Source organism: Oribacterium sinus, assembly GCF_963537195.1.
Lineage (GTDB): Bacteria > Bacillota > Clostridia > Lachnospirales > Lachnospiraceae > Oribacterium > Oribacterium sinus_A.
Map to the genome: position 1 here is coordinate 1 of NZ_CAUTEG010000078.1, position 11366 is coordinate 11366.

The following is an 11366-nucleotide window of genomic DNA, read 5'->3' on the forward strand; positions in this document are numbered from 1 at the left end:
CTTCCGATCTGCAGAAGAAGCAAGAAAAGAAGGAGCAAAAATAGGATAAGAATAATCAGCAATATCCATTTTAGAATCCCTAAGACAAGGAGCATTTCCTTTCTTCCTCCAATGCTTGCCGGGTCATCCCGGACACCAGCAACAGGGCATCTTTATAGCCATAAGCCACCCCAAGGATTTCTTCCTCTTTCCTGGGAAATGTGGGTAAAGACCAATGGGGAGCCCCATAAAATTCATATAGGTTATTTCCCAAGCCGGAGTAGATTAAATAACACATGGGGATCGTATGTCCCTCTCTTAAATTCTCCATCAAATAGGGAATGTAGTTCTTGGCCCTTTCGCCAAACTGTAAAGATTTTGAAAAACGCATACTAAGTCATTTTTTCCAAAAGATAGTTTCTTACCATCACCAATGCGGTGTTACAGCATTGTTCCCGGATTTCTTTTCGAGTTCCCGCAAAATGATACTCTTCTACCTTTGTCTTTCCTCCGGCGCAAACCGCAATGTAAACCAGACCGATTTCTTTATCCTCCAAGGCAGTAGGACCTGCATTACCGGTTACGGCAACCGCCAAATCCGCCTCGGATTCCATCATGGCTCCAATAGCCATTTCCTTTGCCACAGAGGAGGAAACTGCTCCTTCCTTTCGTAATAACTCCTTCTTAACGGAAAGCAACTTCCTTTTTGCTTTGTTGGAATAACTGACATAGCCCACCTTAAAACATTCGGAAGCTCCTTCCACAGAAGTAATAGCGGCAGAAATCATGCCGCCTGTTATACTTTCGGCGGTAGTAATGGTTTTCTTTAAACCTTTCAGTAAAGAAACCACCTGTTCTTCAATGGGTGCCTCACTATTATACACCAAAACCTTCTTTTCTTTTTTATCTCCCATTAGAAGCCTCCCTCTGAAATCACCCTGTGATTTTTATATACATAGTCCACCAAAGAAAGAATGGTGAGCACTAAAGATAAAACAATAAAAATCTGATTCACAAAAGCCAAAGCGGGAATCTGTAAAAGAAGCAAAATAATCATAAGCATTTGACTGGCTGTTTTCGCTTTTCCAAAGATGGATGCGGCAATAACGATATTATGATCTGCCGCAACCAATCGAAAACCGGAAATCACAAACTCTCTTCCGATTAAAATGACCACATACCAAGCCGGCAACTCCCCCAGGGGAATCAAGCATATTAATGCAGAACATACCAGAAGCTTGTCCGCTAAAGGATCCATGAATTTTCCGAAATTGGTCACCAAATGATTCTTTCTGGCCAGATAACCATCTAAAAAATCCGTAAAGGAGGCAAAACAGAAAATTCCCAAACCGATATAGCGGTAAAGAAGATTGTTTCCACCCTCTAAAAGGATAAAAAACACAAAAAAAGGAACAAGAATTCCTCGTAACAGCGTTAATTTATTCGGCAGATTCACACCATTCTCCTATCAAATCATAGCCTTCCGTATCTATTACCTTCACATATAGGAAGCTTCCCACTTCCTTTTTCTCTCCGAAAACATAGAGATAGCTGTCCACATCCGGAGCATCCATATAGGAACGGCAAAGCACTCTCTGTTCCTCCTCGTCATAGCCGCAAACCAAAACCTTCAGCTTTCTTCCTATCTGCTCCTCCGCCTTTCGGAAAGCAATATTTTGCTGTAGCTCCATAATCTGAGAAAGTCTTTGATTTTTCAGCTTTTCGGGAATCTGATCTTCCATCTCCGCAGCCTTGGTTCCCTCTTCCTGAGAATAGGGAAAGGCTCCCAGACGATCAAAGCGCATTTCCGAAATAAAGTCCAAAACCTCCTGAAAATCCTCTTCCGTCTCCCCCGGGAAGCCGGTAATAATCGTGGTACGTAAGGCAATATCCGGCATTTCCTTTCTTAAAAGAGCAATCTTTTCCTTCAGCTCTTCCTTTCTGGTTCTCCGGTTCATCCTCTTTAAAATCCTGTCGGAGGCATGCTGTATAGGAAGATCCAGGTAGTGACACACCTTCGGATTTCTCTTCATTTCCTGAATCAGCTCCGGCTCTATTTCCTCCGGATAGCAGTACAAAATCCGAATCCACTGAAGATTCGGAATCTCGGAAAGCTCAGCCAAAAGCTCAGCCAAAGCCTTCTTTTTATAAAGATCCGTACCGTAAAGTGTGGTTTCCTGAGCAACCAAAATCAGCTCCCCGGCCCCTTCCGAAACCAAAGCTCTTGCCTCTTCCAAGACCAGCTCTTTGGGAATGGAACGATAATGGCCGCGAAGCCTTGGAATAATGCAGTAGCTGCAATATTTATCGCAGCCCTCCGCAATCTTTAAGTAGCGACTGTACTTCTCTCCGCTTTCTACCCTGGCCATCTGATGGTCCAGTCTCTTCACATAATCCTTTACGGAAGTAATTTCATCAATCTCCGGAAGCTCCTTCCGAATCTCATCCTTGTAGCGCTCCACAAGACAACCTGCCACAATAAGCTTCTCCAGCTTTCCCGTTTCCTTGTATTGCGCCAAATCCAGAATACACTGAATACTTTCTTCCTTGGCGGGGCCGATAAAGGAGCAGGTATTCACAATGGCAATCTCCGCCTCACTTGGCTCATCGGTAACGGAAGAACCGGGATATTTCTCTAACAGCTCAAAAAGCAGCTTCTCCGCGTCTACTCTATTTTTATCACAGCCTAAGCTCTCCAGATAAAGCTTCATTAGGCCTCACTATCAGACTGATAATCGTCTTCTCCGAAGTCTTCCTCTTCCTCATCCATTTCGGAGTAGTCTTCCTCTTCGTCCTTTTCTTCCGGATCTTCCTCTACATCCTCATCATCGTCTAAATCATCATCGATGGCATAACGAGAGTACTCTTCCTTCTCCGGAATAATAATAGGCTCATCCTCATAATCCAAGCCCTTCTCCACATTGACAAGGTTACGGGAAATCTCTTCGATTGCCACGGAAAGAGGCTTCTTTCCCTCTTCTCCCTTAATCAAAGGCTCCTCTCCGTCAATCAGCTGTCTGGCTCTCTTCGCACTGGCAATTACTACGGAATAGCGAGATTGTACTTCCAATTCCCCCTCTTCTCTATTGCGGTTCATAGATTCTATTAAATCATTATACGTTGGACGTAGCATCTTCTATCCTCCTTAAGTCCTTTCTGATTTCTTCAATCAGATCCAAATGTCCCTCTGCCCGATCATGAGAGGCACGGATTAAATTATGCAGTTTTTCCGTGCATGTGTCAATATCTGCATTGACAAGAATATAGTCATAGGCCTCCACGCCTTCCGCCTCTACAATAGCACGACTTAAGCGTTTATTGACTGTTGCTTCATCCTCGGTGTTTCTGCCGATCAGTCTGGCTCTAAGCTCCTCTGCGGAGGGCGGTGCCATAAAAATCAAAAGGCTGTCGGGGAACTTTTTCTTAATCTTCAAGGCACCCTGAATCTCTATCTCCAGAATGACATCCTTTCCTTCGTTAAGACAATCTTCCACAAACTTTCGGGGTGTTCCGTAATAATTGTCCACATACTTGGCGTACTCCACCAGCTCATCCCGGTCAATCATCTCTTCAAAGCGATCCTTGCTGACGAAGAAATAGGACTTTCCTTCCTCCTCTCCCGGTCTTGCTGCTCTTGTTGTTGCGGAAATGGACAGGGCATAGTTATCATATTTTCGGGTCAGATTCTTCATAATCGTACCCTTCCCTGCCCCGGAAAACCCGGACACCACCACCAAAATTCCCTTTTCTTTATGCTTTTCCATTCTTCTTTCCTGCTTCCCTTATTCTATATTCTGTACCTGCTCTCGAATCTTTTCGATATGATTTTTCAATTTTAAAGCCTTCTCGGATACAGATAAATCATTAGCCTTAGATAATATGGTATTGCTTTCCCGATTCATTTCCTGCAAAAGAAAATCCAAATCTCTTCCTATAGGAATCTCTTCCTCTAAAAGCTTTGCCATTCTTTGGATATGACTTTGCAACCTTGTGATTTCCTCATCCGTACTCACCTTATCGGCAAAGATTGCCACTTCCTGCAGAATTCTGCCTTCCTCTACCTCTCTTCCGGAGAGCATCTCCTCCATCTTCTTCCGAAGACGCTCAGCATAAGCCCTTTGAATATCTCCTTCTTTTCCCTTAATGAAATCAATGCCTTCCTGCATTTCCGAAAGTTTTAAAAGAATATCTCTTTTTAAATTGCTTCCTTCCTTCTCTCTGGCCTTTTGATATTCTGTCATAGCCAGCTCCATAGCCAAGAAAAGAGCTTCCTCCCGATCTTCTTCCTCCCCTTCCACAATCTGAGCCACTTCCGGGAAGAATACCAGCTCCTTGGCATCCAGATTATAGGGAAGAGAATATTTTTCGGCTACTTTTTTAATGCTTTCCACATAGGCATCCAGTAAATCCTCCCGAAGCAAAAGCTTCTTCTTTTTTTCCGTGCTGTCCTCCAGAGAAACAAAGATTTCCACCTTTCCCCTGGAAATTCTTTCCTTCACCCATTCTCTACACTTCATTTCCAGATGCTGCATAGTCCGGGGCAGGCGTATAGACAGGTCTAAAAAACGGGAATTAACCGACTTGATTTCCACCGTGATACCGGAGCAATCCTTCTCTCCCACACAGCGGCCGAATCCTGTCATACTTTTGATACTCATAAAGTCCCCTCTCTTGCATTTTTCATGCCTTTACTTTATCCTCTTTGTAGCTTTTCCTAAGAAAATATAGGAAAAGTCATAGCCGGAAAGGATAAAGAACTTTCCTGTCGGCAATTTCATTTACGTATAAACCACCAAACTTACAGGCCGGTATTCCAGTATGATAGCAAGGTGGATTTACTATTTCAAGTGGAAAAGGACGGTTTTCATGGCATTTGACGGATTGTATCTTGCAGCGTGCATCGCGGAATTTCAAGAACGAATTTTAGGCGGGAAGATTTCCAAAATCATCCAAAGTGAAAAGGATGAATTGCAACTTTTTATAAAGAAGGAAAAAAACACGGAGATTCTCCACCTCTCCGCCAATCCCTCCTTCCCTCTTCTATATTTGGCAAATGAAGGGAAAACCGCCCCCATTACCGCCCCCAGCTTTTGTATGTCCCTTCGAAAGCATATCGGAAATGGCATCATTCAAAGTATTCGGCAGGCTTCCTTAAAGCTTACGGAGGAAGGACTGGAGCGGGTGCTCTTTTTGGATATATCCCATAGAGATGAGCTGGGGGATGTAGGTATCAAGCATTTGGCTGTGGAGATTATGGGTAAGTATTCCAACATCATTTTGCTGAAGGAAGATTATACGATTTTAGACGCCATAAAGAGAATTTCCCTGAGCCAATCCTCCGTAAGAGAGGTACTTCCCGGGAGGGAATATTTCATTCCGGATGCCTTCCATAAGGAAAATATTTTATCCTTCCCTATGGATAAGCTGGATGCTCTCTTGGAAAAAGATGCCCTCCCCTTATGGGAATGCCTCTTCCAAAGCTTTTCCGGACTAAGCCCCTTGCTGGCCAGAGAACTTTGCCTTAGCGCTTCTCTCCCCATCGATAAACTCTCCAATACCTTATCTTCGGAGGAAGGGATGGGGGTGCAGGAAGCCATTTTGGCCTTTCGGAGAACGATTCAAGAAAGAGATTTTCATCCGGTCATTTTGTATGAGGGTGAAAAAGCCTTTGACTTTTCTGCACTCTCCGTCCAACAATACAAGGGCAATCCGGCATTTTCCGAAGAATACATTGCTTCCCCCTCCGCCCTCCTCCTTCAATACTATGGAAATAAGGAGAGGGACGACAGGGTACGGCAAAAATCCACCGACCTAAAGAAGCAGTGCCATACCCTTCTGGAGCGTTGTAATAAAAAGCTGGCATTGCAGGAAAAGCAGTTAAAGGATACGGAGAAAAAGGATAAATTCAGAATCTACGGAGAACTCTTAACCACCTACGGCTATAGCCTTACCGGAGGCGAGAAAGAGCTCCAGTGCGAAAATTACTACACGGGAAAGGAAGAAAAAATCCCCTTGGATCCTACTCTTTCTCCTATGGAAAATGCCAAGAAGTATTTTGAAAAATATGATAAGGCCAAGAGGACGGAACAAAACCTTTTAGAGCAGGTAGCGGAAAGCAAAAAAACGCTCTACCACCTCCAGTCCATTATGAACAGTATTCAGCTTGCGGAAAGTGCAGGGGATCTGGATGCCATAAGGGCGGAAATGGGAGACTTCGGCTATATCAAAAAAGTCAGCGGAAAGAAGAAAAAACAGCGAAAGGAAGACCAATCCAAGCCGAGACTTTTCCGTTCTTCAGACGGCTATCTTCTCTATGTGGGAAAAAATAACCAGCAAAATGAAATCCTCAGCTTCCAGATTGCAGAAGGAAAGGATTTTTGGTTCCATGGAAAAAATATTCCCGGCTCCCATGTGATAGCCAAAACAGAGGGAAAGGATTTGGAAGAGCTTCCCGATCGTCTCTTTGAAGAAGCTGCAGAGCTGGCCGCCTACTTCTCTTCGGAAGGCAACAGCCAAAAGGTGGAGGTGGATTATACCCAAAAGAAGAACCTAAAAAAAGTCCCCGGAGCCGCTCCCGGCTTTGTGATTTATCACCAGAACTATTCCATTCTGGTAAGCCCAAAACTGGCTCTGGAAGAAGTTAAAGACTTCCCCTGGTAAAGTGTTGAGGAAGAAAAAAGAGAAAAAAGAGAAAAAAGAGTTGGCATTTCATAACAGTATAGGTCTGGAATTGGGGAAGAAATCACACTTTCTGTAAAAAATTTGAACCGCCCTGCAACCTTGATTTACAAGGATGTAGAGCGGTTTTCATCAACAGGTTTTGTCCTATAATCCCAAAAGAGACTGTAAAAGGTACTGTCCTTTAGGATTTCATACAGTATGGGTCCGGAATGGGGGCAATCTGAGCCCGCGGGTACTTGCGAAAAACGAAGGAACTGAAGTTTTTCGCTTAGTATCCCCTGCAGGGCGAGGTTAGCGGGAGCGTGCCCCAATTTCGGACCTATACTGTTATGAAATATTAACCATTTCTTTTACAATCTCTTTTTATTCTTCTTCCCAATTCGTATAGACATTCTGCACATCATCGGATGCGTCCAAAAGGTCCAGAGTCTTTCTTAAGTTCTTTACCGCTTCTTCGTCGGTTACGGAAACGGTATTTCCCGGAATCATAACCACGTCGGCTTCTGCCATAGGCAGGTTCTCCTGCTCCAGCTTTTCTCGTACGGAGGAAAACTCGGTGGGGTCAGTGAGAATTTCATAGTAATCATCTCTTTCCAGTAAATCCTCGGCACCGGCCATAATCGCCATATCCATCAAGGCTTCCGCATCGTGGCCTAAGTCTTCCATTTCTTCCTTATCCAGAATAATCTGTCCCTTTTCCTCAAAAAGGAAGGATACGGAGCCCTGGCTTCCCAGACTTCCCTTTCCCTTTGTGAAGGCGGAACGAACATCCGCTGCGGAACGATTCTTATTGTCGGTCAATACCTTAACGATAATGGCTACACCGTTTACCCCGTAGCCCTCATACTGCAGCTCTTCAAAGTTTACTGTATCCAAAGCACCTGCTGCACGCTTAATACCGTTCTGAATGGTATCGTTAGGCATATTGTTAGCCTTTGCCTTGGCAATGACATCCTTTAACTTGGAGTTGCTGGCAGGATCCGCTCCTCCCTGCTTTACGGCTAAGGCAATCTCATGACCGATAATGGTAAAAATCTTTCCCTTTGCGGCATCATTTTTCTCTTTCTTTGCTTTAATGTTTGAGTATTTTGAATGTCCTGACATGCTTATCTCCTACTTTCTATAATATTTTTCTATATTATCCAGTCTTCCCCTTCTATGCAAGTTTTTTTCCAAAAAACAAGTCATTCCACAAAGCGAGCCACTCCCTTGCCTCGGGGTCTCTGAATTTTTTAGAACATTTTGTTCCGGTTATGACTTCATCCGCATAGTAGCTTAATAGGCTTATTCCCGGATTTAGCCTTCTTCCTCCTGATACTCCTCGATATGTAAGGAAGACAGGGGATCATAGGTTCCCACCCATTTTCCCTTCATTTTGTAAACTCTCGGCACTCGATTTCCCAGGTTGCAGAGGAATTCATAGGAAAAAACGCCCCATTCCTCCCAATCATAAAGAGAAATCTCTTCCTCTCCCTCCTGTCCCAGAAGGGTGACTTCCTGAAAGATTTTCGCCTCCGTATGGCTCACATCTATCATGAACTGATCCATGCAAACTCTGCCAAGAATGGGGCATGGTTTTCCTCCCACCAAGACCTTTGCTTTGTTGGAAAGGACTCTCGGATAACCGTCTCCGTATCCCACCGGAACCGTTGCCACCCGCATGGGTTCCTTTACGATAAAGCTAGCGCCGTAGGAAATGGCTTCTCCTGCCGGAACTTCTTTAATATGACTGATTTTAGCCTTCCAGGAGAGAACCTGTTTCAAGGGTAGCTTTCTTTGCATGTCCTTGGAGGGATAAAGCCCATACATCGCAATGCCGTCCCGCACCATATCGTACTGTACTCCCCGTCCCTCTAAAATTCCCGCAGAGTTGGAAAGGTGACAGAGGGGAAGCTTGATTCCTCTCTCCTCTAAAGCCTTAAGATAGTCTGCAAAGCGCCTTTCCTGCATCTCCGTATAAGACTTATCCCTGTCGTCACAGCAGGCAAAATGAGAAAAAATACCGCAGATTTCAATTCCGCTCAGGGAGAAAAGCTCCAGTCCCAACTCTACAGCTCCCTCTTTCTCAACCTGAATACCGATTCTTCCCATTCCGGTGTCCAAAGCCAAATGGCAGGGCAGGCTCTTCCCCTCCTTCTTGGCAATAACGGAGAGCGCTTCTCCCTGCTCCCTGGTGAACAGAGAGGGCATAATGTCATAGTGCCAAAGACTTCTGTACTGTCCCTTGGGAACCACCCCCAAAATCAATATGGGCGTGGTGATTCCTCCCTTTCGTAATATAATTCCTTCTTCAATGGTGGCTACCCCAAAGAGAGAACATTCCTCCTCTACAGCTCTGGCCACCTCCACGATTCCATGACCATAGGCATCCATTTTCACTACGGCGCAAAACTGCATCCCCTCCCGAAGATGGGATTTCACTGCTTTGATATTATCCTGTAAATAACTTAACTCCACTACCGCGTAGGTTCTGCCGTAGCTTTCTCTTCCCAAACACATTTCTTCGCTTACCTTCTTTTACCGTCTTCTTTGATCTGTCTTTTGTGTTCTATCTTCTTCGATCTGTCTTTTATAATCTGTCTTCTTTGATCTGTCTTCTTTGATCTGTCTTCTTTAATTCGTTTTAGCTTGACAGATTCCCTGATTTACTCTTTGGCAAATGTCTTAGCTTTTTAGCCTTAGTCTATCAAGCATCCCTGCTCTTCCAAAAGTTCCAGAGCCTTCCCCATGGCATTGGCAATGTTCTGTGCCAAGACGCCGTGTTCTCCCCATTCCTTGGCAGCAAGTTCTCCGGCTAAAATCTGCGCCTCACAGGACAAAATAGCCGCAATACAGCCTTGCCGGATTTGCTTTACGGTCTTAGATTCTTCCTCTAAAATCAGATAAATCCCGGCTATGCTTCCGGCAAATACATCCCCGGAGCCTCCTTTGCTGAGGGCGGCACAGCTTTTCTCCCTGTGATAAACCAGTTCCCCCTCCGGAGAAATCACCATGGTATCGTGAGACTTTAACAGCAAAATACAATGGTACTCTTTTCCAAAGGATTTTGCAATTTCTCCTCCGCGATTTTCGATTTCTGTAAGGCTTTTCCCGGAAAGTCTGGAAAACTCCATAAGATGAGGGGTTAGGAATAAAAGAGATTTCCTTCCATAGGCTTTTGCCAAAGTTTGTAAGGCGGAATCCTTTGAAAGAAGATTAAGCCCGTCCGCATCTATCAATAAAGGAGCTCTTCCTTTATCCAAAACCAAGCGCAATAGCTCTTCTGCCTCTTCCCCTGTGCCCATTCCCGGACCAAACAGCAAAAAATCAGCCCATTCTATTGTCTTTTCCAATTCTTGGAAATTCTCCTTTCCCTTCGGAAAAGACAGAATAATGGCTTCCGGAATTAAGCTTTGTAAAATACCGCAATTTTTCTTTGCACTGCACAGCTTCACCAGCCCGGTACCGGTACGATAGGCGGACAGAGCCGCAAAATAAGCTGCCCCGGCCATTCCCTCCGCTCCTGCAATAATCAGACATTTTCCATAGGAACCCTTATGGGAAGCCGGATTTCGTTTAGGAATAAAAAATTTCATTTTGAAGCCATCCTGTTCCTCTTTTGTCATATTTTTACCACAGTTTTAGAATTCATCAGAATCTCAACATATCTTTTCGATTTTATCAGAATTCCATCATATCTTTTCGATTTTATATCCCATCATATCTTTTGGAAGTTATCAAAATCTCATTCTATCTTTTAGCATTTATCAAACTCTCATTACATTATCTAAAAGCTTTCTCCCTCCATAAGCGCATAAGCCATTACCAGATCTCCGGTATTACTGATACTGACATGAAGAGCCTTTCCGCCCATTTCCAGAAAAATCTTTTCCGCGCCGCCATAGAGCTTCACATAGGGCTTTCCCAGGCTATCCCTAAGCACTTCAATATCCATAAGGGAGAAGTTTCTTACACCGGTGCCGAAGCATTTGGACACCGCTTCTTTTACACTAAAATCACCGGCCAAGCGAGAGAGTCTTCCCTCACTTTGCCGGCGTTCTTCTTCTGTGAATACCCTATGGGTATAATTTTTTTTTACTAATTTTTCTAAACGGGCAATTTCCAATATATCGCAGCCGATTCCCAAAATCATGAACGCTCCTCGAAGACACGGTAGGACAGGCGCATAAGACTTTCTGACAAATGAACATTTTCCGTCACCACATGATCCGGTACTTCCAAATCCACATGGGCAAAATTCCAGAGACCGTCAATGCCGTAAGAAATCAATTTCTCCGCCACCGGTACTGCCACATCCTTGGGGATGCAAATGGCAGCCAAGCGGATGTGATATTGCTTTACCACCGACTCAATCTCCTCCATAGGAGAAATCTTTAAATCTCCTACCTTCTCTCCCCATAGCTTGGGATTGGAGTCAAAAATCCCCCGAAGGACAAAGCCCCGCTTCCGGAAATTCGTATAATTTGCCAAGGCAATTCCCAAATGTCCGGCCCCTACGATAATCATAGGATGCTCTCTATCGATGTTTAGAATCTTCCCGATTTCCTCATGAAGATTCTTCACATTATAACCGTAGCCCTGCTGTCCGAATCCGCCGAAGTTATTCAAATCCTGTCGAATCTGGGAAGCAGTCAAATGCATTCTTTTGGATAGTTCCGAAGAAGAGATACGATCAATGTTTTGATCCATTAAATCCTCTAGGTACC

Annotated in this window: 13 protein-coding genes; 1 reads left to right on the plus strand and 12 read right to left on the minus strand. The window is 44.3% G+C overall.

Going from position 1 to position 11366, the window contains the following annotated elements:
* Positions 1-79 precede the first annotated feature (79 nt).
* From RYL27_RS08630 to RYL27_RS08660, 7 genes are read right to left on the minus strand one after another with little or no spacing between them, the layout of a single operon-like run.
* Positions 80-370, minus strand: a complete 291-nt coding sequence (locus tag RYL27_RS08630; protein WP_007156416.1) for a hypothetical protein — start codon at positions 368-370, stop codon at positions 80-82.
* A gap of 1 nt (position 371) precedes the next feature.
* A complete protein-coding gene (locus RYL27_RS08635) occupies positions 372-893 on the minus strand; it encodes a CinA family protein (RefSeq protein WP_314966580.1) in 522 nt (173 codons plus the stop codon).
* A complete protein-coding gene (gene pgsA / locus RYL27_RS08640; protein ID WP_314345658.1) occupies positions 893-1435 on the minus strand; it encodes a CDP-diacylglycerol--glycerol-3-phosphate 3-phosphatidyltransferase in 543 nt (180 codons plus the stop codon). The genes RYL27_RS08635 and pgsA overlap by 1 nt, the downstream gene beginning before the upstream one ends.
* Positions 1419-2690 (minus strand): 30S ribosomal protein S12 methylthiotransferase RimO, encoded by a 1272-nt coding sequence (gene rimO / locus RYL27_RS08645; protein WP_314966582.1) that lies wholly within the window; start codon positions 2688-2690, stop codon positions 1419-1421. Before rimO ends, pgsA begins: the two co-directional genes overlap by 17 nt.
* The gene (gene rpoZ, locus RYL27_RS08650) at positions 2690-3112 is read right to left on the minus strand and encodes a DNA-directed RNA polymerase subunit omega (protein WP_314833639.1); all 423 of its coding nucleotides are present in this window, start codon (positions 3110-3112) and stop codon (positions 2690-2692) included. The genes rimO and rpoZ overlap by 1 nt, the downstream gene beginning before the upstream one ends.
* Entirely contained in the window at positions 3093-3743 is a 651-nt protein-coding gene (gmk, locus tag RYL27_RS08655) for a guanylate kinase (protein ID WP_314966584.1), read from the minus strand. The genes rpoZ and gmk overlap by 20 nt, the downstream gene beginning before the upstream one ends.
* 18 nt (positions 3744-3761) lie before the next feature.
* Positions 3762-4637, minus strand: a complete 876-nt coding sequence (locus RYL27_RS08660; RefSeq protein WP_314966586.1) for a YicC/YloC family endoribonuclease — start codon at positions 4635-4637, stop codon at positions 3762-3764.
* 208 nt (positions 4638-4845) lie between these two features.
* On the opposite strand from RYL27_RS08660, the gene RYL27_RS08665 reads away from it, so the two are divergent.
* Positions 4846-6639: an Rqc2 family fibronectin-binding protein gene (locus RYL27_RS08665; RefSeq protein WP_314966588.1), complete on the plus strand. Its 1794-nt coding sequence runs from the start codon at positions 4846-4848 to the stop codon at positions 6637-6639.
* Between the two features lie 384 nt (positions 6640-7023).
* Here RYL27_RS08665 and RYL27_RS08670 read toward each other — a convergent pair whose 3' ends face one another.
* The 5 genes from RYL27_RS08670 to RYL27_RS08690 form a co-directional block, all read right to left on the minus strand.
* A complete protein-coding gene (locus RYL27_RS08670; RefSeq protein WP_304071582.1) occupies positions 7024-7764 on the minus strand; it encodes a YebC/PmpR family DNA-binding transcriptional regulator in 741 nt (246 codons plus the stop codon).
* A 192-nt stretch (positions 7765-7956) separates the two neighbouring features.
* A complete protein-coding gene (alr, locus tag RYL27_RS08675; RefSeq protein ID WP_314966590.1) occupies positions 7957-9159 on the minus strand; it encodes an alanine racemase in 1203 nt (400 codons plus the stop codon).
* Positions 9160-9338: 179 nt separating this feature from the next.
* A complete protein-coding gene (locus RYL27_RS08680) occupies positions 9339-10235 on the minus strand; it encodes an NAD(P)H-hydrate dehydratase (protein ID WP_314966591.1) in 897 nt (298 codons plus the stop codon).
* Between the two features lie 191 nt (positions 10236-10426).
* Positions 10427-10792: a holo-ACP synthase gene (acpS, locus tag RYL27_RS08685; RefSeq protein WP_314966593.1), complete on the minus strand. Its 366-nt coding sequence runs from the start codon at positions 10790-10792 to the stop codon at positions 10427-10429.
* Positions 10789-11366: redox-sensing transcriptional repressor Rex (locus tag RYL27_RS08690; RefSeq protein ID WP_314966595.1), on the minus strand; the 578-nt coding region annotated here is incomplete at its 5' end. The genes acpS and RYL27_RS08690, both read right to left, overlap by 4 nt.

What these genes read in the sequence shown, in the direction of transcription:
- RYL27_RS08630 (WP_007156416.1), bottom strand. Translation starts at nt 370, where the DNA reads ATGCGTTTTTCAAAATCTTTACAGTTTGGCGAAAGGGCCAAGAACTAC.
- RYL27_RS08635 (WP_314966580.1), bottom strand. Translation starts at nt 893, where the DNA reads ATGGGAGATAAAAAAGAAAAGAAGGTTTTGGTGTATAATAGTGAGGCA.
- rimO (WP_314966582.1), bottom strand. Translation starts at nt 2,690, where the DNA reads ATGAAGCTTTATCTGGAGAGCTTAGGCTGTGATAAAAATAGAGTAGAC.
- rpoZ (WP_314833639.1), bottom strand. Translation starts at nt 3,112, where the DNA reads ATGCTACGTCCAACGTATAATGATTTAATAGAATCTATGAACCGCAAT.
- gmk (WP_314966584.1), bottom strand. Translation starts at nt 3,743, where the DNA reads ATGGAAAAGCATAAAGAAAAGGGAATTTTGGTGGTGGTGTCCGGGTTT.
- RYL27_RS08660 (WP_314966586.1), bottom strand. Translation starts at nt 4,637, where the DNA reads ATGAGTATCAAAAGTATGACAGGATTCGGCCGCTGTGTGGGAGAGAAG.
- RYL27_RS08665 (WP_314966588.1), top strand. Translation starts at nt 4,846, where the DNA reads ATGGCATTTGACGGATTGTATCTTGCAGCGTGCATCGCGGAATTTCAA.
- RYL27_RS08670 (WP_304071582.1), bottom strand. Translation starts at nt 7,764, where the DNA reads ATGTCAGGACATTCAAAATACTCAAACATTAAAGCAAAGAAAGAGAAA.
- alr (WP_314966590.1), bottom strand. Translation starts at nt 9,159, where the DNA reads ATGTGTTTGGGAAGAGAAAGCTACGGCAGAACCTACGCGGTAGTGGAG.
- RYL27_RS08680 (WP_314966591.1), bottom strand. Translation starts at nt 10,235, where the DNA reads ATGAAATTTTTTATTCCTAAACGAAATCCGGCTTCCCATAAGGGTTCC.
- acpS (WP_314966593.1), bottom strand. Translation starts at nt 10,792, where the DNA reads ATGATTTTGGGAATCGGCTGCGATATATTGGAAATTGCCCGTTTAGAA.